The following is a 25,692-nucleotide window of genomic DNA, read 5'->3' as shown; positions in this document are numbered from 1 at the left end:
TGCTGTGAGTACAACGTAGAAATTAATGAATGCACCTTCGTAAAATGAATTAAATATATAATGAGAGTGATGAGCATTAAGTTGACTTAGTTTCCTTGATAATTTGGAAGCGCCCGCAATATTATTAATGTTATTCGCTAAATTCAGAGTGGAACCGTGCGGAAGCGCCTCTAACAATACAATTTGTATGTTAGTGGTGCTTTTTTGATATTTAATTTCGCAGGTACTTCAATTATGTATTTACGTAGTTCAATCATTGAGGAGGAAATGATCTTGTTAAAAAGAATGAGAGACGATATAAAAATGGTATTTGAGCAGGATCCAGCGGCACGTTCAACATTAGAAGTCATTACAACGTATGCAGGTTTACATGCAGTTTGGAGTCATTTGATTGCACATAAGTTATACAACCAAAAAAAATATGTTGCAGCACGCGCGATATCTCAAATTTCAAGATTTTTCACAGGTATAGAAATCCATCCAGGTGCTAAAATTGGAAAGCGTCTATTTATAGATCATGGTATGGGCGTTGTAATAGGAGAAACATGTACAATTGGTGATAATGTGACAATCTATCAAGGCGTGACACTTGGTGGGACAGGGAAAGAAAGAGGGAAAAGACACCCAGATATAGGAGACAATGTTTTAATAGCAGCGGGTGCGAAAGTTTTAGGAAATATTAAAATAAATTCAAATGTAAATATTGGTGCAAATTCAGTTGTTTTACAATCAGTTCCAAGCTATTCAACGGTTGTTGGTATACCAGGACATATTGTTAAGCAAGATGGTGTTCGAGTTGGAAAAACATTTGATCATCGCCATCTACCTGATCCAATTTATGAACAAATTAAGCATTTAGAACGACAACTTGAAAAGACTAGGAATGGAGAGATTCAAGATGATTACATTATATAATACGCTTACACGTCAAAAAGAAGTGTTCAAGCCTATAGAACCAGGAAAAGTAAAAATGTATGTATGTGGTCCTACTGTATATAACTACATTCATATTGGTAACGCAAGACCAGCAATTAATTATGACGTAGTGAGACGTTACTTTGAATACCAAGGATATAATGTAGAATATGTATCAAATTTTACAGACGTAGATGATAAATTAATTAAACGTTCTCAAGAATTAAATCAGTCTGTTCCCGAAATTGCAGAAAAATATATCGCTGCTTTTCATGAAGATGTTGGTGCGTTAAATGTTAGAAAAGCGACTTCAAATCCAAGGGTAATGGACCATATGGATGACATTATTCAATTTATTAAAGATTTGGTGGATCAAGGTTATGCATATGAAAGTGGTGGCGATGTTTACTTTAGAACACGTAAATTTGAAGGTTATGGTAAATTAAGTCATCAATCCATAGATGACTTAAAAGTGGGTGCTCGTATAGATGCAGGAGAGCATAAAGAAGATGCACTTGATTTTACATTGTGGAAAAAAGCGAAGCCTGGCGAGATTAGTTGGGATAGCCCATTTGGTGAAGGTAGACCAGGATGGCATATAGAATGTTCTGTAATGGCATTTCATGAGCTAGGACCTACAATTGATATACATGCGGGTGGTTCAGATTTACAATTTCCACATCATGAAAATGAAATAGCACAATCAGAAGCACATAATCATGCGCCATTTGCTAATTATTGGATGCATAATGGTTTCATTAATATTGATAATGAAAAAATGAGTAAATCACTAGGCAACTTTATTTTAGTTCACGATATTATTAAAGAAGTTGATCCAGATGTACTAAGATTCTTTATGATTAGCGTACATTATAGAAGCCCAATTAACTATAATCTAGAATTGGTAGAATCAGCACGTAGTGGACTAGAGCGTATTCGCAATAGTTATCAATTAATTGAAGAGCGCGCACAAATTGCTACTAATATTGAAAATCAACAGACATATATTGATCAAATTGATGCGATTTTAAATCGTTTTGAAACAGTTATGAATGATGATTTTAATACAGCTAATGCAATTACAGCTTGGTATGATTTAGCAAAACTTGCGAATAAATATGTACTAGAGAATACAACATCAACAGAAGTAATTGATAAATTTAAAGCAGTTTATCAAATTTTCAGCGATGTTTTAGGTGTACCGTTAAAATCTAAAAATGCAGATGAATTATTGGATGAAGATGTTGAAAAATTAATCGAAGAGCGTAATGAAGCAAGGAAAAACAAAGATTTTGCACGAGCAGATGAGATTCGAGACATGCTGAAATCACAAAACATTATATTAGAAGACACACCTCAAGGGGTTAGATTTAAACGTGGATAATCAACAAGATAATCACATTAAATTATTGAATCCATTGACCTTAGCATATATGGGAGACGCAGTCTTAGATCAATATGTACGTACCTATATCGTTTTAAAGCTTAAAAGTAAGCCTAATAAACTACATCAAATGTCTAAAAAATATGTATCTGCCAAAAGTCAGGCGCAAACGTTAGAATATTTAATGGAGCAAGAATGGTTTACAGACGAAGAAATGGATATTTTGAAGCGAGGGCGTAACGCGAAAAGTCATACTAAAGCTAAAAACACTGATGTTCAAACATATCGTAAAAGTTCAGCGATAGAAGCAGTGATAGGTTTTCTTTATTTAGAAAAAAGAGAAGAACGATTAGAGGCATTATTAAATAAAATAATAACAATAGTAAACGAAAGGTAGTGACGATGTGGAAGATACGGTTATTGTTGGTAGGCATGCTGTTAGAGAAGCGATTATTACTGGGCATCCGATAAATAAGATATTGATTCAAGAAGGTATTAAAAAGCAACAAATTAATGAAATTTTAAAAAATGCAAAAGATCAAAAAATCATTGTTCAAACTGTACCAAAATCTAAATTAGATTTTTTAGCAAATGCACCACATCAGGGTGTTGCAGCGCTTATTGCACCATATGAATATGCTGACTTCGATCAATTTTTAAAACAGCAAAAAGAAAAAGAAGGTTTATCGACAGTACTTATATTAGACGGCTTAGAAGACCCGCATAACTTGGGATCAATTTTAAGAACAGCCGATGCAACGGGAGTTGATGGTGTTATTATTCCTAAACGTCGTTCAGTTACACTAACGCAAACAGTTGCAAAAGCCTCAACAGGTGCAATTGAACATGTACCAGTTATTCGAGTGACAAATTTAGCTAAAACTATCGATGAACTAAAAGATAATGGCTTTTGGGTAGCTGGCACTGAAGCTAATAATGCAACAGATTATAGAAATCTAGAAGCGGACATGTCATTGGCTATTGTAATTGGTAGCGAAGGACAGGGTATGAGTCGCCTAGTAAGTGATAAATGCGATTTTTATATTAAGATTCCAATGGTTGGACATGTAAACAGTTTGAATGCTTCGGTTGCAGCAAGTTTAATGATGTACGAAGTATTTCGAAAAAGACATGATGTTGGAGAAATATAATGAAAGAACGTTACTTAATCATTGATGGATACAATATGATAGGACAATCACCAACGCTAAGCGCCATTGCAAAAGAGAATTTAGAAGAAGCTAGAATGCAATTAATAGATGCAATTGCAAATTATAATGCAGTTATTTCAGATGAAATTATTTGTGTTTTCGATGCTTATGACCAATCGGGTGTTGAAAGAGAATACATGTATCATGGCGTTAAAACGATTTTTACCAAGGAAAAAGAAACAGCTGATAGTTTCATAGAACGTTATGTTTATGAACTTTATGACAAGCATACTAAGCATATTACAGTTGTAACAAGTGATATGAGTGAGCAACATGCTATCTTTGGATCAGGTGCATATAGAATATCATCTCGCGAAATGTGGAGAGATTTAAAAGAAAATGAAATTGATGTGAGTAAATCATTAGATGATATAAGTGAAAACAAGCCAAGAACTCGAATTCCGTTATCTTCTGAAATCCTTGCAGAATTTGAAAAAATACGAAGAGGACATCATAAGAAATGACATTTCCGTCATCTTGAAATTTTGAATGTAACAATATTAAACTAACCTTAAAATTTAGATAGAAGGGGTTAGTTTAATATTTGAAATACGATTTGACAACTCAAGACAGTACAATCAAACGTAACAATGCAATAAATGATAAAGACTTCGAAAAGTTAGTAATGGATCTACAACCATTAATTATTCGACGCATCAAAACATTTGGATTTAATCATTATGATTTAGAAGACTTATATCAAGAAATACTTATACGGATGTATAGGTCGGTCCAAACATTTGATTTTAGTGGAGAGCAGCCTTTCACAAATTATGTTCAATGTTTAATTACGTCTGTAAAGTATGATTATTTGAGAAAATATTTAGCTACAAATAAAAGAATGGATAATTTGATTAATGAATATAGAGTTACGTATCCATGTGCAATAAAGCGTTTTGATGTTGAAAACAATTATTTGAATAAATTAGCAATTAAAGAGTTGATTTGTCAGTTTAAGTATTTGAGTGCATTTGAAAAAGATGTCATGTATTTAATGTGTGAACAATATAAGCCGAGAGAAATTGCTCAATTGATGCATGTAAAAGAGAAAGTGATTTATAATGCCATACAACGATGTAAAAATAAAATAAAACGTTATTTCAAAATGATTTGAAAAGCGCCTTAGGACGTGAATTGAATTATAACGTGTTACTTACTGATGGTTTGACATTTGTTATAAATTTTATGTATAGTATACTGGTATTATAATGAATAAAGGTGAATTATTGTGAGAAAAATACCTTTAAATTGTGAAGCTTGTGGCAATAGAAATTATAATGTTCCTAAGCAAGAAGGCTCGGCAACAAGATTAACCTTAAAGAAATATTGTCCAAAATGTAACGCGCACACAATTCATAAAGAATCGAAATAAATACATTCGAAATAATACTTTGATAATATGTTCAAAGGATTTGGAGGTTGAGCAGATGGCTAAAAAAGAAAGTTTCTTTAAAGGCGTTAAGTCTGAAATGGAAAAAACAAGTTGGCCGACGAAAGAAGAGCTATTTAAATATACTGTAATTGTAGTTTCTACTGTTATATTCTTCTTAGTCTTTTTCTATGCCTTAGATTTAGGAATTACAGCATTGAAAAATTTATTATTTGGTTAGAGGAGTGAAGACATGTCTGAAGAAGTTGGCGCAAAGCGTTGGTATGCAGTGCATACATATTCTGGATATGAAAATAAAGTTAAAAAGAATTTAGAAAAAAGAGTAGAATCTATGAATATGACTGAACAAATCTTTAGAGTAGTCATACCGGAAGAAGAAGAAACTCAAGTAAAAGATGGCAAAGCTAAAACGACTGTTAAAAAAACATTCCCTGGATATGTTTTAGTGGAATTAATCATGACAGATGAATCATGGTATGTGGTAAGAAATACACCAGGCGTTACTGGTTTTGTAGGTTCTGCAGGTGCAGGGTCTAAGCCAAATCCATTGTTACCAGAAGAAGTTCGCTTCATCTTAAAACAAATGGGTCTTAAAGAAAAGACTATCGATGTTGAACTCGAAGTTGGCGAGCAAGTTCGTATTAAATCAGGTCCATTTGCGAATCAAGTTGGTGAAGTTCAAGAAATTGAAACAGATAAGTTTAAGCTAACAGTATTAGTAGATATGTTTGGCCGAGAAACACCAGTAGAAGTTGAATTCGATCAAATAGAAAAGCTTTAATTAACAATTAAAGTTATTAAACTAACCAAAAGATAAAAAAGAGTATTGATTTTTTAATTAGAAAAGTGTTAAAATTATGTGGTCGCGCTTTTAGAGCGCCCATTTCGTCACGAAATGTTAAGAGTGGGAGGGCAAAACTGAGCCCTGTGACCACATCACGATATCAAGGAGGTGCACATCGTGGCTAAAAAAGTAGATAAAGTTGTTAAATTACAAATTCCTGCAGGTAAAGCGAATCCAGCACCACCAGTTGGTCCAGCATTAGGTCAAGCAGGTGTGAACATCATGGGATTCTGTAAAGAGTTCAATGCACGTACTCAAGATCAAGCAGGTTTAATTATTCCGGTAGAAATCAGTGTTTATGAAGATCGTTCATTTACATTTATTACAAAAACTCCACCGGCTCCAGTATTACTTAAAAAAGCAGCTGGTATTGAAAAAGGTTCAGGCGAACCAAACAAAACTAAAGTTGCTACAGTAACTAAAGATCAAGTACGCGAAATTGCTAACAGCAAAATGCAAGACTTAAACGCTGCTGACGAAGAAGCAGCTATGCGTATTATCGAAGGTACTGCACGTAGTATGGGTATCGTTGTAGAATAATTTTACGAATATTAAATTTGATTACATGATTTAAACGATGAAGCAGATAACAGAGATAATAATGATGAATTATAAATATAATCTGAATGACTAGATTAATGATTGATTTATTCATAAGATTAATTCTTCTGTTGTCTGCTCTTAACTTGCATATAGCAAGTAATGTGGGAGGAAATTCCGCTAAAACCACTAAAGGAGGAACTATAAATGGCTAAAAAAGGTAAAAAGTATCAAGAAGCAGCTAGTAAAGTTGACCGTACTCAGCACTACAGTGTTGAAGAAGCAATTAAATTAGCTAAAGAAACAAGCATTGCTAACTTTGACGCTTCTGTTGAAGTTGCATTCCGTTTAGGAATTGATACACGTAAAAATGACCAACAAATCCGTGGTGCAGTTGTATTACCAAACGGAACTGGTAAATCACAAAGTGTATTAGTATTCGCTAAAGGTGACAAAATTGCTGAAGCTGAAGCAGCAGGTGCTGACTATGTAGGTGAAGCAGAATACGTTCAAAAAATCCAACAAGGTTGGTTCGACTTCGATGTAGTAGTTGCTACACCAGACATGATGGGTGAAGTTGGTAAATTAGGTCGTGTATTAGGACCAAAAGGTTTAATGCCAAACCCTAAAACTGGAACTGTAACAATGGATGTTAAAAAAGCTGTTGAAGAAATCAAAGCTGGTAAAGTAGAATATCGTGCTGAAAAAGCTGGTATCGTACATGCATCAATTGGTAAAGTTTCATTTACTGATGAACAATTAATTGAAAACTTCAATACTTTACAAGATGTATTAGCTAAAGCTAAACCATCATCTGCTAAAGGTACATACTTCAAATCTGTTGCTGTAACTACAACAATGGGTCCTGGAGTTAAAATTGATACTGCAAGTTTCAAATAATAAATGATATAAACAATTACAGGCTGAAAGAAATATCTTTCAGTCTGTAAAAATATATTGACAATAAGTAATTTCCAAGTTATATTACTTATTGTGATTATTTTACCTAAGACAGTAGGAGTTATTTATAACTTAAAATTTATCCTGCCGAGGCTAAAATTGACTTGAACGTGATGATCTATGATCTTTCAAGCACTTTTTGCCGTGGGTAGAAAGTGCTTTTTTTATTAATTTTAAAAAAAGCACCAAAAATTTAAATGGAGGTGTCTGAATGTCTGCTATCATTGAAGCTAAAAAACAACTAGTTGATGAAATTGCTGAGGTACTATCAAATTCAGTTTCAACAGTAATCGTTGACTACCGTGGATTAACAGTAGCTGAAGTTACTGACTTACGTTCACAATTACGTGAAGCTGGTGTTGAGTATAAAGTATACAAAAACACTATGGTACGTCGTGCAGCTGAAAAAGCTGGTATCGAAGGCTTAGATGAATTCTTAACAGGTCCTACTGCTATTGCAACTTCAAGTGAAGATGCTGTAGCTGCAGCGAAAGTAATTTCTGGATTTGCTAAAGATCATGAAGCATTAGAAATTAAATCAGGCGTTATGGAAGGCAATGTTATTACAGCAGAAGAAGTTAAAACTGTTGGTTCATTACCTTCACACGATGGTCTTGTATCTATGCTTTTATCAGTATTACAAGCTCCTGTACGCAACTTCGCTTATGCGGTTAAAGCTATTGGAGAACAAAAAGAAGAAAACGCTGAATAATTTTTAGCGTAAAAAAATTAAAAATAATGGAGGAATTATAAAATGGCTAATCATGAACAAATCATTGAAGCGATTAAAGAAATGTCAGTATTAGAATTAAACGACTTAGTAAAAGCAATTGAAGAAGAATTTGGTGTAACTGCAGCTGCTCCAGTAGCAGTAGCAGGTGCAGCTGGTGGCGCTGACGCTGCAGCAGAAAAAACTGAATTTGACGTTGAGTTAACTTCAGCTGGTTCATCTAAAATCAAAGTTGTTAAAGCTGTTAAAGAAGCAACTGGTTTAGGATTAAAAGATGCTAAAGAATTAGTAGACGGAGCTCCTAAAGTAATCAAAGAAGCTTTACCTAAAGAAGAAGCTGAAAAACTTAAAGAACAATTAGAAGAAGTTGGAGCTACTGTAGAATTAAAATAATTCAAGTATCTTAAACTTAATAATCAAAGTTTTATAGCAAGTATTGCTATAATATAATGATTCTTTGAGAAGTTAAAACCCCGTTATTTTGATAACGGGGTTTTATTCATTTAAAGACTGAGTGAAATGTTATAATTATAATGACGAGTTACAAAGTGAAGATGAGGTGGAATAATGAGTCATTATTACGATGAAGATCCAAGTGTAATTAGCAATGAACAACGTATTCAATATCAATTAAACCATCATAAAATTGATTTAATAACTGATAACGGAGTGTTTTCGAAAGATAAAGTAGATTATGGTTCAGATGTTCTTGTTCAAACTTTTTTAAAAGCGCATCCACCTGGTCCAAGTAAGCGAATTGCCGATGTTGGTTGTGGTTACGGACCAATTGGTTTGATGATTGCTAAAGTATCACCACATCATTCAATTACAATGCTAGATGTTAATCACAGAGCGCTAGCCTTAGTTGAAAAAAACAAAAAATTAAATGGTATTGATAATGTGATCGTAAAGGAAAGTGATGCTTTGTCTGCTGTGGAAGACAAAAGTTTTGATTTTATTTTAACCAATCCACCAATAAGAGCAGGGAAAGAAACCGTGCATCGTATATTCGAGCAAGCATTACATAGATTAGACTCGAACGGTGAACTATTCGTTGTAATTCAGAAGAAGCAAGGTATGCCATCTGCAAAGAAAAGAATGAATGAACTTTTTGGAAATGTAGAAGTGGTAAATAAAGATAAAGGATATTACATTCTGAGAAGTATAAAAGCTTGAAATGAAATGGATATTCTGTTATAGTTATATAATGTAAAAATTTATGTTCAATAAGTGTGTACTTTTACGTTAAATAGATAAGTTAATTAAGAATAAATATAGAATCGAAAATGGTGTCATCATTAGTGTTGCCGTTTTCTTTTTGTCTTTTTATTAATATGCTTATGGTATTTAGCTAAAAGCGGATCACATAATTTTTGAGGGGTGAATCTGTTTGGCAGGTCAAGTTGTCCAATATGGAAGACATCGTAAACGTAGAAACTACGCGAGAATTTCAGAAGTATTAGAATTACCAAACTTAATAGAAATTCAAACTAAATCTTACGAGTGGTTCCTAAGAGAAGGTTTAATCGAAATGTTTAGAGACATTTCTCCAATTGAAGATTTTACTGGTAATTTGTCATTAGAGTTTGTGGATTACCGTTTAGGAGAACCAAAATATGATTTAGAAGAATCTAAAAACCGTGACGCTACTTATGCTGCACCTCTTCGTGTAAAAGTGCGTCTAATCATTAAAGAAACAGGAGAAGTTAAAGAACAAGAAGTCTTTATGGGTGATTTCCCATTAATGACTGATACAGGTACGTTCGTTATCAATGGTGCAGAACGTGTAATCGTATCTCAATTAGTTCGTTCACCATCCGTTTATTTCAATGAAAAAATCGACAAAAATGGTCGTGAAAACTATGATGCAACAATTATTCCAAACCGTGGTGCATGGTTAGAATATGAAACAGATGCTAAAGATGTTGTATACGTACGTATTGATAGAACACGTAAACTACCATTAACAGTATTGTTACGTGCATTAGGTTTCTCAAGCGACCAAGAAATTGTTGACCTTTTAGGTGACAATGAATATTTACGTAATACTTTAGAGAAAGACGGCACTGAAAACACTGAACAAGCGTTATTAGAAATCTATGAACGTTTACGTCCAGGTGAACCACCAACTGTTGAAAATGCTAAAAGTCTATTGTATTCACGTTTCTTTGATCCAAAACGCTATGACTTAGCAAGCGTGGGTCGTTATAAAACAAACAAAAAATTACATTTAAAACATCGTTTATTTAATCAAAAATTAGCTGAGCCAATTGTAAATACTGAAACTGGTGAAATTGTAGTTGAAGAAGGTACAGTGCTTGATCGTCGTAAAATCGACGAAATCATGGATGTACTTGAATCAAATGCAAACAGCGAAGTGTTTGAATTGCATGGTAGCGTTATAGACGAGCCAGTAGAAATTCAATCAATTAAAGTATATGTTCCTAACGATGATGAAGGTCGTACGACAACTGTAATTGGTAATGCTTTCCCTGACTCAGAAGTTAAATGCATTACACCAGCAGATATCATTGCTTCAATGAGTTACTTCTTTAACTTATTAAGCGGTATTGGATATACAGATGATATTGACCATTTAGGTAACCGTCGTTTACGTTCTGTAGGTGAATTACTACAAAACCAATTCCGTATCGGTTTATCAAGAATGGAAAGAGTTGTACGTGAAAGAATGTCAATTCAAGATACTGAGTCTATCACACCTCAACAATTAATTAATATTCGACCTGTTATTGCATCTATTAAAGAATTCTTTGGTAGCTCTCAATTATCACAATTCATGGACCAAGCAAACCCATTAGCTGAGTTAACGCATAAACGTCGTCTATCAGCATTAGGACCTGGTGGTTTAACACGTGAACGTGCTCAAATGGAAGTACGTGACGTTCACTACTCTCACTATGGCCGTATGTGTCCAATTGAAACACCTGAGGGACCAAACATTGGATTGATTAACTCATTATCAAGTTATGCACGTGTAAATGAATTCGGCTTTATTGAAACACCATATCGTAAAGTTGATTTAGATACACATGCTATCACTGATCAAATTGACTATTTAACAGCTGACGAAGAAGATAGCTATGTTGTAGCACAAGCAAACTCTAAATTAGATGAAAATGGTCGTTTCATGGATGATGAAGTTGTATGTCGTTTCCGTGGTAACAATACAGTTATGGCTAAAGAAAAAATGGATTATATGGATGTATCGCCGAAGCAAGTTGTTTCAGCAGCGACAGCATGTATTCCATTCTTAGAAAATGATGACTCAAACCGTGCATTGATGGGTGCGAACATGCAACGTCAAGCAGTGCCTTTGATGAATCCAGAAGCACCATTTGTTGGTACAGGTATGGAACACGTTGCAGCACGTGATTCTGGTGCGGCTATTACAGCTAAGCACAGAGGTCGTGTTGAACATGTTGAATCTAATGAAATTCTTGTTCGTCGTCTAGTTGAAGAGAACGGCGTTGAGCATGAAGGTGAATTAGATCGCTATCCATTAGCTAAATTTAAACGTTCAAACTCAGGTACATGTTACAACCAACGTCCAATCGTTGCAGTTGGAGATGTTGTTGAGTATAACGAGATTTTAGCAGATGGACCATCTATGGAATTAGGAGAAATGGCATTAGGTAGAAACGTAGTAGTTGGTTTCATGACTTGGGACGGTTACAACTATGAGGATGCCGTTATCATGAGTGAAAGACTTGTGAAAGATGACGTGTATACTTCTATTCATATTGAAGAGTATGAATCAGAAGCACGTGATACTAAGTTAGGACCTGAAGAAATCACAAGAGATATTCCTAATGTTTCTGAAAGTGCACTTAAGAACTTAGACGATCGTGGTATCGTTTATATTGGTGCAGAAGTAAAAGATGGAGATATTTTAGTTGGTAAAGTAACGCCTAAAGGTGTAACTGAGTTAACTGCCGAAGAAAGATTGTTACATGCAATCTTTGGTGAAAAAGCACGTGAAGTTAGAGATACTTCATTACGTGTACCTCACGGCGCTGGCGGTATCGTTCTTGATGTAAAAGTATTCAATCGTGAAGAAGGCGACGATACATTATCACCTGGTGTAAACCAATTAGTACGTGTATATATCGTTCAAAAACGTAAAATTCATGTTGGTGATAAGATGTGTGGTCGACATGGTAACAAAGGTGTCATTTCTAAGATTGTTCCTGAAGAAGATATGCCTTACTTACCAGATGGACGTCCGATCGATATCATGTTAAATCCTCTTGGTGTACCATCTCGTATGAACATCGGACAAGTATTAGAGCTACACTTAGGTATGGCTGCTAAAAATCTTGGTATTCACGTTGCATCACCAGTATTTGACGGTGCAAACGATGACGATGTATGGTCAACAATTGAAGAAGCTGGTATGGCTCGTGATGGTAAAACTGTACTTTATGATGGACGTACAGGTGAACCATTCGATAACCGTATTTCAGTAGGTGTAATGTACATGTTGAAACTTGCGCACATGGTTGATGATAAATTACATGCGCGTTCAACAGGACCATATTCACTTGTTACACAACAACCACTTGGCGGTAAAGCGCAATTCGGTGGACAACGTTTTGGTGAGATGGAGGTATGGGCACTTGAAGCATATGGTGCTGCATACACATTACAAGAAATCTTAACTTACAAATCCGATGATACAGTAGGACGTGTGAAAACATACGAGGCTATTGTTAAAGGTGAAAACATCTCTAGACCAAGTGTTCCAGAATCATTCCGAGTATTGATGAAAGAATTACAAAGTTTAGGTTTAGATGTAAAAGTTATGGATGAGCAAGATAATGAAATCGAAATGACAGACGTTGATGACGATGATGTTGTAGAACGCAAAGTAGATTTACAACAAAATGATGCTCCTGAAACACAAAAAGAAGTTACTGATTAATACGCAATTTACAAAACAGGCAAAAAGATACTAAGCTGAATTTTATTGATGATTCAGTTTAGTACTTTAAGCCATTTTAAATAAATGCAAATCAATCAAATAGCACAGCTAATCTAAATTGAAGGAGGTAGGCTCCTTGATTGATGTAAATAATTTCCATTATATGAAAATAGGATTGGCTTCACCTGAAAAAATCCGTTCTTGGTCTTTTGGTGAAGTTAAAAAACCTGAAACAATCAACTACCGTACATTAAAACCTGAAAAAGATGGTCTATTCTGTGAAAGAATTTTCGGACCTACAAAAGACTGGGAATGTAGTTGTGGTAAATACAAACGTGTTCGCTACAAAGGCATGGTCTGTGACAGATGTGGAGTTGAAGTAACTAAATCTAAAGTACGTCGTGAAAGAATGGGTCACATTGAACTTGCTGCTCCAGTTTCTCACATTTGGTATTTCAAAGGTATACCAAGTCGTATGGGATTATTACTTGACATGTCACCAAGAGCATTAGAAGAAGTTATTTACTTTGCTTCTTATGTTGTTGTAGATCCAGGTCCAACTGGTTTAGAAAAGAAAACTTTATTATCTGAAGCTGAATTCAGAGATTATTATGATAAATACCCAGGTCAATTCGTTGCAAAAATGGGTGCAGAAGGTATTAAAGATTTACTTGAAGAGATTGATCTTGACGAAGAACTTAAATTGTTACGCGATGAGTTGGAATCAGCTACTGGTCAAAGACTTACTCGTGCAATTAAACGTTTAGAAGTTGTTGAATCATTCCGTAATTCAGGTAACAAACCTTCATGGATGATTTTAGATGTACTTCCAATCATCCCACCAGAAATTCGTCCAATGGTTCAATTAGATGGTGGACGATTTGCAACAAGTGACTTAAACGACTTATACCGTCGTGTAATTAATCGAAATAATCGTTTGAAACGTTTATTAGATTTAGGTGCACCTGGTATCATCGTTCAAAACGAAAAACGTATGTTACAAGAAGCCGTTGACGCTTTAATTGATAATGGTCGTCGTGGTCGTCCAGTTACTGGCCCAGGTAACCGTCCATTAAAATCTTTATCTCATATGTTAAAAGGTAAACAAGGTCGTTTCCGTCAAAACTTACTTGGTAAACGTGTTGACTATTCAGGACGTTCAGTTATTGCAGTAGGTCCAAGCTTGAAAATGTACCAATGTGGTTTACCAAAAGAAATGGCACTTGAACTATTTAAACCATTCGTAATGAAAGAATTAGTTCAACGTGAAATTGCAACTAACATTAAAAATGCGAAGAGTAAAATCGAACGTATGGATGATGAAGTTTGGGACGTATTGGAAGAAGTAATTAGAGAACATCCTGTATTACTTAACCGTGCACCAACACTTCATAGACTTGGTATTCAAGCATTTGAACCAACTTTAGTTGAAGGTCGTGCGATTCGTCTACATCCACTTGTAACAACAGCTTATAACGCTGACTTTGACGGTGACCAAATGGCGGTTCACGTTCCTTTATCAAAAGAGGCACAAGCTGAAGCAAGAATGTTGATGTTAGCAGCACAAAACATCTTGAACCCTAAAGATGGTAAACCTGTAGTTACACCATCACAAGATATGGTACTTGGTAACTATTACCTTACTTTAGAAAGAAAAGATGCAGTAAATACAGGCGCAATCTTTAATAATACAAATGAAGTATTAAAAGCATATGCAAATGGCTTTGTACATTTACACACTAGAATTGGTGTACATGCAAGTTCGTTCAATAATCCAACATTTACTGAAGAACAAAACAAAAAGATTCTTGCTACGTCAGTAGGTAAAATTATATTCAATGAAATCATTCCAGATTCATTTGCTTATATTAATGAACCTACGCAAGAAAACTTAGAAAGAAAGACACCAAACAGATATTTCATCGATCCTACAACTTTAGGTGAAGGTGGATTAAAAGAATACTTTGAAAATGAAGAATTAATTGAACCTTTCAACAAAAAATTCTTAGGTAATATTATTGCAGAAGTATTCAACAGATTTAGCATCACTGATACATCAATGATGTTAGACCGTATGAAAGACTTAGGATTCAAATTCTCATCTAAAGCTGGTATTACAGTAGGTGTTGCTGATATCGTAGTATTACCTGATAAGCAACAAATACTTGATGAGCATGAAAAATTAGTCGACAGAATTACAAAACAATTCAACCGTGGTTTAATCACTGAAGAAGAAAGATATAATGCAGTTGTTGAAATTTGGACAGATGCAAAAGATCAAATTCAAGGTGAATTGATGCAATCACTTGATAAAACTAACCCAATCTTCATGATGAGTGATTCAGGTGCCCGTGGTAACGCATCTAACTTTACACAGTTAGCAGGTATGCGTGGATTGATGGCCGCACCATCTGGTAAGATTATCGAATTACCAATCACATCTTCATTCCGTGAAGGTTTAACAGTACTTGAATACTTCATCTCAACTCACGGTGCACGTAAAGGTCTTGCCGATACAGCACTTAAAACAGCTGACTCAGGATATCTTACTCGTCGTCTTGTTGACGTGGCACAAGATGTTATTGTTCGTGAAGAAGACTGTGGTACTGATAGAGGTTTATTAGTTTCTGATATTAAAGAAGGTACAGAAATGATTGAACCATTTATCGAACGTATTGAAGGTCGTTATTCTAAAGAAACAATTCGTCATCCTGAAACTGATGAAATAATCATTCGTCCTGATGAATTAATTACACCTGAAATTGCTAAGAAAATTACAGATGCTGGTATTGAACAAATGTATATTCGCTCAGCATTTACTTGTAACGCACGACATGGTGTTTGTGAAAAATGTTACGGTAAAAACCTTGCTACTGGTGAAAAAGTTGAAGTTGGTGAAGCAGTTGGTACAATTGCAGCCCAATCTATCGGTGAACCAGGTACACAGCTTACAATGCGTACATTCCATACAGGTGGGGTAGCAGGTAGCGATATCACACAAGGTCTTCCTCGTATTCAAGAGATTTTCGAAGCACGTAACCCTAAAGGTCAAGCGGTAATTACAGAAATCGAAGGTGTCGTAGAAGATATTAAATTAGCAAAAGATAGACAACAAGAAATTGTTGTTAAAGGTGCTAATGAAACAAGATCATACCTTGCTTCAGGTACTTCAAGAATTATTGTAGAAATCGGTCAACCAGTTCAACGTGGTGAAGTATTAACTGAAGGTTCTATTGAACCTAAGAATTACTTATCTGTTGCTGGATTAAACGCGACTGAAAGCTACTTATTAAAAGAAGTACAAAAAGTTTACCGTATGCAAGGTGTAGAAATCGACGATAAACACGTTGAGGTTATGGTTCGACAAATGTTACGTAAAGTTAGAATTATCGAAGCAGGTGATACGAAGTTATTACCAGGTTCATTAGTTGATATTCATAACTTTACAGATGCAAATAGAGAAGCATTTAAACACCGTAAGCGTCCTGCAACAGCTAAACCAGTATTACTTGGTATTACTAAAGCATCACTTGAAACAGAAAGTTTCTTATCTGCAGCATCATTCCAAGAAACAACAAGAGTTCTTACAGATGCAGCAATTAAAGGTAAGCGTGATGACTTATTAGGTCTTAAAGAAAACGTAATTATTGGTAAGTTAATTCCAGCTGGTACTGGTATGAGACGTTATAGCGACGTAAAATACGAAAAAACAGCTAAACCAGTTGCAGAAGTTGAATCTCAAACTGAAGTAACGGAATAACAAGTATATAACAGAGGCTAATGCTTTAGCCTCTTGTTATTTTTATGTAAATTATTTGATTTAATGTTGACGAATTCTCTTGTTCAATGTTAATATATTAAAGGTTGATGCAAGCAGAACTTTGGAGGATAAATTATTGTCTAAGGAAAAAGTTGCACGCTTTAACAAACAACATTTTGTAGTTGGTCTTAAAGAAACGCTTAAAGCGTTAAAGAAAGATCAAGTTACATCTTTGATTATTGCTGAAGACGTTGAAGTATATTTAATGACTCGCGTGTTAAGCCAAATCAATCAGAAAAATATACCTGTATCTTTTTTCAAAAGCAAACATGCTTTGGGTAAACATGTAGGTATTAACGTCAATGCGACAATAGTAGCATTGATTAAATGAGAATTAGTAAGTGTTTTACTTACTAAATTTTATTTAACCTAAAAATGAACCACCTGGATGTGTGGGATTAAAAAGTGAAGAGAGGAGGACATATCACATGCCAACTATTAACCAATTAGTACGTAAACCAAGACAAAGCAAAATCAAAAAATCAGATTCTCCAGCTTTAAATAAAGGTTTCAACAGTAAAAAGAAAAAATTTACTGACTTAAACTCACCACAAAAACGTGGTGTATGTACTCGTGTAGGTACAATGACACCTAAAAAACCTAACTCAGCGTTACGTAAATATGCACGTGTGCGTTTATCAAACAACATCGAAATTAACGCATACATTCCTGGTATCGGACATAACTTACAAGAACACAGTGTTGTACTTGTACGTGGTGGACGTGTAAAAGACTTACCAGGTGTGCGTTACCATATTGTACGTGGAGCACTTGATACTTCAGGTGTTGACGGACGTAGACAAGGTCGTTCATTATACGGAACTAAGAAACCTAAAAACTAAGAATTTAGTTTTTAATTAAATCTTAAACTTAAAATATTTAATATAAGGAAGGGAGGATTTACATTATGCCTCGTAAAGGATCAGTACCTAAAAGAGACGTATTACCAGATCCAATTCATAACTCTAAGTTAGTAACTAAATTAATTAACAAAATTATGTTAGATGGTAAACGTGGAACAGCACAAAGAATTCTTTATTCAGCATTCGACCTAGTTGAACAACGCAGTGGTCGTGATGCATTAGAAGTATTCGAAGAAGCAATCAACAACATTATGCCAGTATTAGAAGTTAAAGCTCGTCGCGTAGGTGGTTCTAACTATCAAGTACCAGTAGAAGTTCGTCCAGAGCGTCGTACTACTTTAGGTTTACGTTGGTTAGTTAACTATGCACGTCTTCGTGGTGAAAAAACGATGGAAGATCGTTTAGCTAACGAAATTTTAGATGCAGCAAATAATACAGGTGGTGCCGTTAAGAAACGTGAGGACACTCACAAAATGGCTGAAGCAAACAAAGCATTTGCTCACTACCGTTGGTAAGATAAAAGCTTTTACCCTGAGTGTGTTCTATATTAATGAATTTTCATTAAGCGTTCATGCTTAGGGCATCGCCATATCTATCGTATTTATTCAGTAATATAAACTGGAAGGAGAAAAAATACATGGCTAGAGAATTTTCATTAGAAAAAACTCGTAATATCGGTATCATGGCTCACATTGATGCTGGTAAAACGACTACGACTGAACGTATTCTTTATTACACTGGCCGTATCCACAAAATTGGTGAAACACACGAAGGTGCTTCACAAATGGACTGGATGGAGCAAGAACAAGACCGTGGTATTACTATCACATCTGCTGCAACAACAGCAGCTTGGGAAGGTCACCGTGTAAACATTATCGATACACCTGGACACGTAGACTTCACTGTAGAAGTTGAACGTTCATTACGTGTACTTGACGGAGCAGTTACAGTACTTGATGCACAATCAGGTGTTGAACCTCAAACTGAAACAGTTTGGCGTCAGGCTACAACTTATGGTGTTCCACGTATCGTATTTGTAAACAAAATGGACAAATTAGGTGCTAACTTCGAATACTCTGTAAGTACATTACATGATCGTTTACAAGCTAACGCTGCTCCAATCCAATTACCAATTGGTGCGGAAGACGAATTCGAAGCAATCATTGACTTAGTTGAAATGAAATGTTTCAAATATACAAATGATTTAGGTACTGAAATTGAAGAAATTGAAATTCCTGAAGACCACTTAGATAGAGCTGAAGAAGCTCGTGCTAGCTTAATCGAAGCAGTTGCAGAAACTAGCGACGAATTAATGGAAAAATATCTTGGTGACGAAGAAATTTCAGTTTCTGAATTAAAAGAAGCTATCCGCCAAGCTACTACTAACGTAGAATTCTACCCAGTACTTTGTGGTACAGCTTTCAAAAACAAAGGTGTTCAATTAATGCTTGACGCTGTAATTGATTACTTACCTTCACCACTAGACGTTAAACCAATTATTGGTCACCGTGCTAGCAACCCTGAAGAAGAAGTAATCGCGAAAGCAGACGATTCAGCTGAATTCGCTGCATTAGCGTTCAAAGTTATGACTGACCCTTATGTTGGTAAATTAACATTCTTCCGTGTGTATTCAGGTACAATGACATCTGGTTCATACGTTAAGAACTCTACTAAAGGTAAACGTGAACGTGTAGGTCGTTTATTACAAATGCACGCTAACTCACGTCAAGAAATCGATACTGTATACTCTGGAGATATCGCTGCTGCGGTAGGTCTTAAAGATACAGGTACTGGTGATACTTTATGTGGTGAGAAAAATGACATTATCTTGGAATCAATGGAATTCCCAGAGCCAGTTATTCACTTATCAGTAGAGCCAAAATCTAAAGCTGACCAAGATAAAATGACTCAAGCTTTAGTTAAATTACAAGAAGAAGACCCAACATTCCATGCACACACTGACGAAGAAACTGGACAAGTTATCATCGGTGGTATGGGTGAGCTTCACTTAGACATCTTAGTAGACCGTATGAAGAAAGAATTCAACGTTGAATGTAACGTAGGTGCTCCAATGGTTTCATATCGTGAAACATTCAAATCATCTGCACAAGTTCAAGGTAAATTCTCTCGTCAATCTGGTGGTCGTGGTCAATACGGTGATGTTCACATTGAATTCACACCAAACGAAACAGGCGCAGGTTTCGAATTCGAAAACGCTATCGTTGGTGGTGTAGTTCCTCGTGAATACATTCCATCAGTAGAAGCTGGTCTTAAAGATGCTATGGAAAATGGTGTTTTAGCAGGTTATCCTTTAATTGATGTTAAAGCTAAATTATATGATGGTTCATACCATGATGTCGATTCATCTGAAATGGCCTTCAAAATTGCTGCATCATTAGCACTTAAAGAAGCTGCTAAAAAATGTGATCCTGTAATCTTAGAACCAATGATGAAAGTAACTATTGAAATGCCTGAAGAGTACATGGGTGATATCATGGGTGACGTAACATCTCGTCGTGGACGTGTTGATGGTATGGAACCTCGTGGTAATGCACAAGTTGTTAATGCTTATGTACCACTTTCAGAAATGTTCGGTTATGCAACATCATTACGTTCAAACACTCAAGGTCGCGGTACTTACACTATGTACTTCGATCACTATGCTGAAGTTCCAAAATCAATCGCTGAAGATATTATCAAGAAAAATAAAGGTGAATAATATAACTTGTTTTGACTAGCTAGCCTAGGTTAAAATACAAGGTGAGCTTAAATGTAAGCTATCATCTTTATAGTTTGATTTTTTGGGGTGAATGCATTATAAAAGAATTGTAAAATTCTTTTTGCATCGCTATAAATAATTTCTCATGATGGTGAGAAACTATCATGAGAGATAAATTTAAATATTATTTTTAATTAGAATAGGAGAGATTTTATAATGGCAAAAGAAAAATTCGATCGTTCTAAAGAACATGCCAATATCGGTACTATCGGTCACGTTGACCATGGTAAAACAACATTAACAGCAGCAATCGCTACTGTATTAGCAAAAAATGGTGACTCAGTTGCACAATCATATGACATGATTGACAACGCTCCAGAAGAAAAAGAACGTGGTATCACAATCAATACTTCTCACATTGAGTACCAAACTGACAAACGTCACTACGCTCACGTTGACTGCCCAGGACACGCTGACTACGTTAAAAACATGATCACTGGTGCTGCTCAAATGGACGGCGGTATCTTAGTAGTATCTGCTGCTGACGGTCCAATGCCACAAACTCGTGAACACATTCTTTTATCACGTAACGTTGGTGTACCAGCATTAGTAGTATTCTTAAACAAAGTTGACATGGTTGACGATGAAGAATTATTAGAATTAGTAGAAATGGAAGTTCGTGACTTATTAAGCGAATATGACTTCCCAGGTGACGATGTACCTGTAATCGCTGGTTCAGCATTAAAAGCTTTAGAAGGCGATGCTCAATACGAAGAAAAAATCTTAGAATTAATGGAAGCTGTAGATACTTACATTCCAACTCCAGAACGTGATTCTGACAAACCATTCATGATGCCAGTTGAGGACGTATTCTCAATCACTGGTCGTGGTACTGTTGCTACAGGCCGTGTTGAACGTGGTCAAATCAAAGTTGGTGAAGAAGTTGAAATCATCGGTTTACATGACACATCTAAAACAACTGTTACAGGTGTTGAAATGTTCCGTAAATTATTAGACTACGCTGAAGCTGGTGACAACATTGGTGCATTATTACGTGGTGTTGCTCGTGAAGACGTACAACGTGGTCAAGTATTAGCTGCTCCTGGTTCAATTACACCACATACTGAATTCAAAGCAGAAGTATACGTATTATCAAAAGACGAAGGTGGACGTCACACTCCATTCTTCTCAAACTATCGTCCACAATTCTATTTCCGTACTACTGACGTAACTGGTGTTGTTCACTTACCAGAAGGTACTGAAATGGTAATGCCTGGTGATAACGTTGAAATGACAGTAGAATTAATCGCTCCAATCGCGATTGAAGACGGTACTCGTTTCTCAATCCGTGAAGGTGGACGTACTGTAGGATCAGGCGTTGTTACTGAAATCATTAAATAATTTCTAATTTCTTAGATTTTATATAAAAAGAAGATCCCTCAATCGAGGGGTCTTTTTTTAATGTGTAAATTTTGTAATGGCTATTCGATTTAGAAGAACAATAATTGATGAAAGACTGACTAATAAAACTTATAACTGATAATACTGTTTAAATAAAATTGTTGAGTCTTGGACATTGTAAAATGCTCCCTTCAAAGTTTTCATTTTTTCAATGTCTACTTTGAAGGGAGCATTTCATTAGTTTATGTCTCAGATTCATATCTTTCAATTAATTTAAATGCTTAATTTGTTTTAAATACTTGCTCTAATTCAATGATTTTTAAAAATACAGCTACAGCGTATTTTAATGATTTTTCATCAATATCAAATTTGGGATTATGGTGTGGCGCTGTAATACCTTTACTTTCATTACCACAACCAGTCAGAAAGAATGCACCTGGTCGTACTTTCAAATAATGTGAAAAATCTTCTCCAATCATCATTAAATCTGATTCATTAAAGCGAACATGTAAGTCATTTGTTGCTTCTTTAATAACTTGATATGCTTTCTCGTTATTATGGACAGGCAAATACCCTTTAATATAATTCAAATCATAGTTAATATCATTTGCTATTGCTAAACCTTGTAGAAGCTTATCCATTTTGTCCATTACATGATTCTGTATATCTGAATCGAAAGTTCTAACTGTACCTTTACAAAATGCTTGATCAGGAATAACGCTATCTGTGGTGCCTGCTTGAATCATTCCAAATGAAAGTACAGCTTGTTTAACTGGATCGATCGTACGTGAAATTATTTTTTGTGCACTTAAAATGAACTCTGCCATGATTACTATTGGGTCAATGGTTTCATGAGGTTTGGCACCATGACCGCCACGACCTTTAATTGTGACACTAAATTCATCTGGAGAGGCCATGATTGCCCCCGCACGTGAATGAATAGTTCCAGTAGGATAACCACTCCATAAATGTGTACCGTAAATTCTATCTACATTTTCCAGACATCCAGCATCTATCATTTCTTGAGAACCACCTGGCATGATTTCTTCACCGTACTGGAATATTAATACAACATTACCTTCTAATAAATGTTTATGTTCATCTAAAATCTCTGCTACAGTAAGTAAAATTGCTGTATGACCATCATGCCCACACGCATGCATACATCCTGGATTTTTAGACTTATAAGGCACATCGTTTAATTCCTCGACAGGTAACGCATCAAAGTCAGCTCTTAATGCAATGGTAGGTCCTGTGCCCAAGCCTTTAAATGTGGCTTTGATACCATTGCGGCCGATAGGAGTTTCAATATCACAAGATAACTGGCTTAATTGGTTAACAATATAATCATGTGTTTGAAATTCTTCAAAAGATAACTCAGGATATTGGTGTAAATAACGTCTGAGTTGAATTGTTTTATTTTCTTTATTATTTGCTAGTTGGAACCAATCTAACACCCTTATCACTACTTTCTAAAATAATGTTTATAGTATAACATTTTATGAAATTATCGTACTAAATGATTGCTTTGAGATATTTTATCTATGAATGATAAGGCTTTCAAGTTATGTAGAATTACTGTATGATAAAGGTATTACCAAACAATACTTAAGGGGGATTATATACTGTGGTTCAATCATTACATGAGTTTTTAGAGGAAAATATAAATTATCTAAAAGAAAATGGTTTGTATAATGAAATAGATACAATTGAAGGTGCAAACGGACCAGAAATCAAAATCAATGGGAAATCATACATTAACTTATCTTCAAATAATTATTTAGGACTAGCAACAAATGAAGATTTGAAATCAGCTGCAAAAGCAGCTATTGATACACATGGTGTAGGTGCAGGCGCTGTTCGTACAATCAATGGTACATTAGATTTACACGACGAATTAGAAGAAACACTAGCAAAATTTAAAGGAACAGAAGCTGCAATAGCTTATCAATCAGGATTTAATTGTAATATGGCTGCTATTTCAGCTGTCATGAATAAAAATGATGCTATTTTATCAGATGAGCTTAATCATGCATCAATTATTGATGGATGTCGCTTATCTAAAGCTAAAATTATTCGAGTTAACCATTCAGACATGGATGATTTACGTGCGAAAGCAAAAGAAGCAGTTGAATCAGGTCAATACAATAAAGTGATGTATATCACTGATGGCGTTTTTAGTATGGATGGTGATGTGGCTAAATTACCTGAAATTGTAGAAATTGCAGAAGAATTTGGTTTATTAACTTATGTTGACGACGCTCATGGTTCAGGTGTTATGGGTAAAGGCGCTGGTACGGTTAAACATTTTGGTTTACAAGATAAAATCGATTTCCAAATAGGTACGCTTTCTAAAGCAATTGGTGTCGTTGGCGGTTATGTAGCAGGTACAAAAGAGTTAATAGATTGGTTAAAAGCACAATCACGACCATTCTTATTCTCTACATCATTAGCACCTGGGGATACCAAAGCAATAACTGAAGCAGTTAAAAAGTTAATGGATTCAACTGAATTACATGATAAATTATGGAACAATGCACAATATTTAAAAAATGGATTGTCAAAATTAGGATATGATACAGGTGAGTCAGAAACTCCAATTACACCAGTAATTATTGGTGATGAAAAAACAACTCAAGAATTTAGTAAGCGTTTAAAAGACGAAGGTGTCTATGTGAAATCTATCGTTTTCCCAACAGTACCAAGAGGTACAGGACGTGTAAGAAATATGCCTACAGCTGCACATACAAAAGACATGTTAGATGAAGCAATTGCGGCTTATGAAAAAGTAGGAAAAGAAATGAAGTTGATTTAATATTTATTTATTCCCACGGCAAATATTGTCGTGGGCTTTTTTTAATGTTTAGTTTATTAACAGTAAGTTCTTATATCAATGTTTAGTGCTCCCCAAAATTGAAGTTTGAATTTTAAAAGCATCTTGTAGAATTTAGTTGTATTTTTTTCAAAGAAATTCATTTTGATTATTTTTGATAATGAGCATTTTAATAGTAATACATGTTTATAGTGTGTAGTATATGTCTATACTAGTAGTAACTATATAGAGAAAGTAGGAATAAACTATGTCACAAGATGTAAATGAATTAAGTAAGCAACCAACGCCAGATAAAGCAGAAGATAATGCATTTTTCCCATCACCATATTCCCTTAGTCAATATACAGCACCTAAAACAGATTTTGATGGTGTTGAACACAAAGGTGCCTATAAAGATGGTAAATGGAAAGTATTGATGATTGCTGCTGAAGAGAGATATGTATTATTGGAAAATGGAAAAATGTTCTCTACGGGTAATCATCCTGTTGAAATGTTATTACCTTTACATCATTTAATGGAAGCAGGTTTTGACGTTGATGTTGCGACATTATCTGGTTATCCAGTTAAATTAGAATTATGGGCTATGCCAACTGAAGACGAGGCAGTTATAAGTACTTATAATAAATTGAAAGAAAAATTAAAACAGCCAAAAAAATTAGCAGATGTGATTAAAAATGAATTAGGACCTGATTCAGACTATTTATCTGTCTTTATCCCAGGCGGACATGCTGCAGTTGTTGGTATTTCTGAAAGTGAGGACGTTCAACAAACATTAGATTGGGCATTAGACAATGACCGCTTTATAGTTACATTATGTCATGGACCAGCAGCACTACTTTCAGCAGGGCTTAACAGAGAAAAATCTCCATTAGAAGGATACTCTGTTTGTGTCTTCCCTGACTCATTAGATGAAGGTGCAAATATTGAAATAGGTTATTTACCTGGGCGCTTGAAATGGTTAGTTGCTGATTTACTAACTAAACAAGGATTAAAAGTAGTTAACGACGATATGACAGGAAGAACGTTAAAAGATCGTAAATTATTAACAGGTGACAGTCCTTTAGCTTCAAATGAGTTAGGAAAATTAGCAGTTAATGAAATGTTAAATGCAATACAAAATAAATAATTAAATATTAATTA

The 25,692-nt window shown here is 35.0% G+C and carries 24 protein-coding genes and 1 other annotated feature; of the genes, 23 read left to right on the top strand and 1 reads right to left on the bottom strand.

Annotated features, from left to right (window positions below; all coding sequences use genetic code 11):
• Positions 1–267: 267 nt before the first annotated feature.
• From cysE to tuf, 21 genes are all read left to right on the top strand, one after another.
• The gene (cysE, locus tag IDG63_RS05950) at positions 268–915 is read left to right on the top strand and encodes a serine O-acetyltransferase (RefSeq protein ID WP_001805237.1); all 648 of its coding nucleotides are present in this window, start codon (positions 268–270) and stop codon (positions 913–915) included.
• Positions 899–2,299, top strand: a complete 1,401-nt coding sequence (gene cysS, locus IDG63_RS05945) for a cysteine--tRNA ligase (protein WP_000631963.1) — start codon at positions 899–901, stop codon at positions 2,297–2,299. The genes cysE and cysS overlap by 17 nt, the downstream gene beginning before the upstream one ends.
• Complete coding sequence (locus tag IDG63_RS05940; RefSeq protein WP_000370182.1) at positions 2,292–2,696, top strand: Mini-ribonuclease 3; 405 nt, start codon at positions 2,292–2,294, stop codon at positions 2,694–2,696. Before cysS ends, IDG63_RS05940 begins: the two co-directional genes overlap by 8 nt.
• A 7-nt stretch (positions 2,697–2,703) precedes the next feature.
• On the top strand, positions 2,704–3,450 hold the full coding sequence (gene rlmB, locus IDG63_RS05935; RefSeq protein WP_000390332.1) for a 23S rRNA (guanosine(2251)-2'-O)-methyltransferase RlmB: 747 nt from the start codon (positions 2,704–2,706) through the stop codon (positions 3,448–3,450).
• A complete protein-coding gene (locus IDG63_RS05930) occupies positions 3,450–3,974 on the top strand; it encodes an NYN domain-containing protein (RefSeq protein WP_000664738.1) in 525 nt (174 codons plus the stop codon). Before rlmB ends, IDG63_RS05930 begins: the two co-directional genes overlap by 1 nt.
• An 80-nt stretch (positions 3,975–4,054) precedes the next feature.
• A complete protein-coding gene (locus IDG63_RS05925; RefSeq protein ID WP_000872873.1) occupies positions 4,055–4,624 on the top strand; it encodes a sigma-70 family RNA polymerase sigma factor in 570 nt (189 codons plus the stop codon).
• A 114-nt stretch (positions 4,625–4,738) separates the two neighbouring features.
• Positions 4,739–4,882 (top strand): 50S ribosomal protein L33, encoded by a 144-nt coding sequence (rpmG, locus tag IDG63_RS05920; RefSeq protein ID WP_001788193.1) that lies wholly within the window; start codon positions 4,739–4,741, stop codon positions 4,880–4,882.
• A 55-nt stretch (positions 4,883–4,937) separates the two neighbouring features.
• Positions 4,938–5,120, top strand: coding sequence for a preprotein translocase subunit SecE (gene secE / locus IDG63_RS05915; protein ID WP_001074473.1), 183 nt, complete (start codon positions 4,938–4,940; stop codon positions 5,118–5,120).
• Between the two features lie 12 nt (positions 5,121–5,132).
• On the top strand, positions 5,133–5,681 hold the full coding sequence (gene nusG, locus IDG63_RS05910) for a transcription termination/antitermination protein NusG (protein ID WP_001288302.1): 549 nt from the start codon (positions 5,133–5,135) through the stop codon (positions 5,679–5,681).
• Between the two features lie 180 nt (positions 5,682–5,861).
• A complete protein-coding gene (gene rplK / locus IDG63_RS05905; RefSeq protein WP_001085792.1) occupies positions 5,862–6,284 on the top strand; it encodes a 50S ribosomal protein L11 in 423 nt (140 codons plus the stop codon).
• A gap of 207 nt (positions 6,285–6,491) precedes the next feature.
• Positions 6,492–7,184 (top strand): 50S ribosomal protein L1, encoded by a 693-nt coding sequence (rplA, locus tag IDG63_RS05900; protein ID WP_001074619.1) that lies wholly within the window; start codon positions 6,492–6,494, stop codon positions 7,182–7,184.
• Positions 7,185–7,271: 87 nt separating this feature from the next.
• Positions 7,272–7,418, top strand: a sequence feature (ribosomal protein L10 leader region).
• Positions 7,419–7,455: 37 nt separating this feature from the next.
• Positions 7,456–7,956, top strand: a complete 501-nt coding sequence (gene rplJ / locus IDG63_RS05895) for a 50S ribosomal protein L10 (RefSeq protein WP_001273085.1) — start codon at positions 7,456–7,458, stop codon at positions 7,954–7,956.
• Between the two features lie 42 nt (positions 7,957–7,998).
• Entirely contained in the window at positions 7,999–8,367 is a 369-nt protein-coding gene (gene rplL / locus IDG63_RS05890; protein ID WP_001273586.1) for a 50S ribosomal protein L7/L12, read from the top strand.
• 174 nt (positions 8,368–8,541) lie between these two features.
• Positions 8,542–9,150 (top strand): class I SAM-dependent methyltransferase, encoded by a 609-nt coding sequence (locus IDG63_RS05885; RefSeq protein WP_000020304.1) that lies wholly within the window; start codon positions 8,542–8,544, stop codon positions 9,148–9,150.
• Positions 9,151–9,364: 214 nt separating this feature from the next.
• Entirely contained in the window at positions 9,365–12,916 is a 3,552-nt protein-coding gene (gene rpoB, locus IDG63_RS05880; protein ID WP_000918667.1) for a DNA-directed RNA polymerase subunit beta, read from the top strand.
• 163 nt (positions 12,917–13,079) lie between these two features.
• A complete protein-coding gene (gene rpoC / locus IDG63_RS05875; protein WP_001788197.1) occupies positions 13,080–16,676 on the top strand; it encodes a DNA-directed RNA polymerase subunit beta' in 3,597 nt (1,198 codons plus the stop codon).
• A gap of 136 nt (positions 16,677–16,812) precedes the next feature.
• The gene (locus IDG63_RS05870; RefSeq protein ID WP_000031892.1) at positions 16,813–17,067 is read left to right on the top strand and encodes a ribosomal L7Ae/L30e/S12e/Gadd45 family protein; all 255 of its coding nucleotides are present in this window, start codon (positions 16,813–16,815) and stop codon (positions 17,065–17,067) included.
• Between the two features lie 97 nt (positions 17,068–17,164).
• Positions 17,165–17,578 (top strand): 30S ribosomal protein S12, encoded by a 414-nt coding sequence (gene rpsL / locus IDG63_RS05865; RefSeq protein ID WP_001142337.1) that lies wholly within the window; start codon positions 17,165–17,167, stop codon positions 17,576–17,578.
• Positions 17,579–17,643: 65 nt separating this feature from the next.
• Positions 17,644–18,114, top strand: a complete 471-nt coding sequence (rpsG, locus tag IDG63_RS05860) for a 30S ribosomal protein S7 (protein ID WP_001137495.1) — start codon at positions 17,644–17,646, stop codon at positions 18,112–18,114.
• Positions 18,115–18,236: 122 nt separating this feature from the next.
• Positions 18,237–20,318: an elongation factor G gene (gene fusA / locus IDG63_RS05855; RefSeq protein ID WP_000090315.1), complete on the top strand. Its 2,082-nt coding sequence runs from the start codon at positions 18,237–18,239 to the stop codon at positions 20,316–20,318.
• A 216-nt stretch (positions 20,319–20,534) separates the two neighbouring features.
• Positions 20,535–21,719 carry an elongation factor Tu gene (gene tuf / locus IDG63_RS05850; protein ID WP_001040568.1) on the top strand — a complete coding sequence of 395 codons (1,185 nt, stop codon included), beginning with the start codon at positions 20,535–20,537 and terminating at the stop codon, positions 21,717–21,719.
• Positions 21,720–22,000: 281 nt separating this feature from the next.
• Here tuf and IDG63_RS05845 read toward each other — a convergent pair whose 3' ends face one another.
• Complete coding sequence (locus IDG63_RS05845; RefSeq protein ID WP_000887920.1) at positions 22,001–23,176, bottom strand: M20 family metallopeptidase; 1,176 nt, start codon at positions 23,174–23,176, stop codon at positions 22,001–22,003.
• Between the two features lie 170 nt (positions 23,177–23,346).
• Between IDG63_RS05845 and IDG63_RS05840 the strand changes: the two genes are divergently transcribed.
• Positions 23,347–24,534, top strand: a complete 1,188-nt coding sequence (locus IDG63_RS05840; RefSeq protein ID WP_000250824.1) for a glycine C-acetyltransferase — start codon at positions 23,347–23,349, stop codon at positions 24,532–24,534.
• A 265-nt stretch (positions 24,535–24,799) separates the two neighbouring features.
• The gene (hchA, locus tag IDG63_RS05835; protein WP_000076404.1) at positions 24,800–25,678 is read left to right on the top strand and encodes a glyoxalase III HchA; all 879 of its coding nucleotides are present in this window, start codon (positions 24,800–24,802) and stop codon (positions 25,676–25,678) included.
• Positions 25,679–25,692: the final 14 nt, after the last annotated feature.

It is taken from the genome of Staphylococcus sp. EG-SA-14, assembly GCF_017151935.1.
Classification (GTDB): Bacteria; Bacillota; Bacilli; order Staphylococcales; family Staphylococcaceae; genus Staphylococcus; species Staphylococcus aureus.
The sequence above is the reverse complement of the archived record's forward strand: the minus strand, read 5'-3'. Positions and strand labels throughout refer to the sequence as shown.

Coding starts and splice junctions, on each gene's coding strand:
- cysS (WP_000631963.1), top strand. CDS start 899: ATGATTACATTATATAATACGCTTACACGTCAAAAAGAAGTGTTCAAG.
- cysE (WP_001805237.1), top strand. CDS start 268: ATGATCTTGTTAAAAAGAATGAGAGACGATATAAAAATGGTATTTGAG.
- IDG63_RS05885 (WP_000020304.1), top strand. CDS start 8,542: ATGAGTCATTATTACGATGAAGATCCAAGTGTAATTAGCAATGAACAA.
- secE (WP_001074473.1), top strand. CDS start 4,938: ATGGCTAAAAAAGAAAGTTTCTTTAAAGGCGTTAAGTCTGAAATGGAA.
- fusA (WP_000090315.1), top strand. CDS start 18,237: ATGGCTAGAGAATTTTCATTAGAAAAAACTCGTAATATCGGTATCATG.
- tuf (WP_001040568.1), top strand. CDS start 20,535: ATGGCAAAAGAAAAATTCGATCGTTCTAAAGAACATGCCAATATCGGT.
- rplA (WP_001074619.1), top strand. CDS start 6,492: ATGGCTAAAAAAGGTAAAAAGTATCAAGAAGCAGCTAGTAAAGTTGAC.
- rpsG (WP_001137495.1), top strand. CDS start 17,644: ATGCCTCGTAAAGGATCAGTACCTAAAAGAGACGTATTACCAGATCCA.
- nusG (WP_001288302.1), top strand. CDS start 5,133: ATGTCTGAAGAAGTTGGCGCAAAGCGTTGGTATGCAGTGCATACATAT.
- hchA (WP_000076404.1), top strand. CDS start 24,800: ATGTCACAAGATGTAAATGAATTAAGTAAGCAACCAACGCCAGATAAA.
- IDG63_RS05930 (WP_000664738.1), top strand. CDS start 3,450: ATGAAAGAACGTTACTTAATCATTGATGGATACAATATGATAGGACAA.
- rplL (WP_001273586.1), top strand. CDS start 7,999: ATGGCTAATCATGAACAAATCATTGAAGCGATTAAAGAAATGTCAGTA.
- rplJ (WP_001273085.1), top strand. CDS start 7,456: ATGTCTGCTATCATTGAAGCTAAAAAACAACTAGTTGATGAAATTGCT.
- rpoC (WP_001788197.1), top strand. CDS start 13,080: ATGAAAATAGGATTGGCTTCACCTGAAAAAATCCGTTCTTGGTCTTTT.
- rpsL (WP_001142337.1), top strand. CDS start 17,165: ATGCCAACTATTAACCAATTAGTACGTAAACCAAGACAAAGCAAAATC.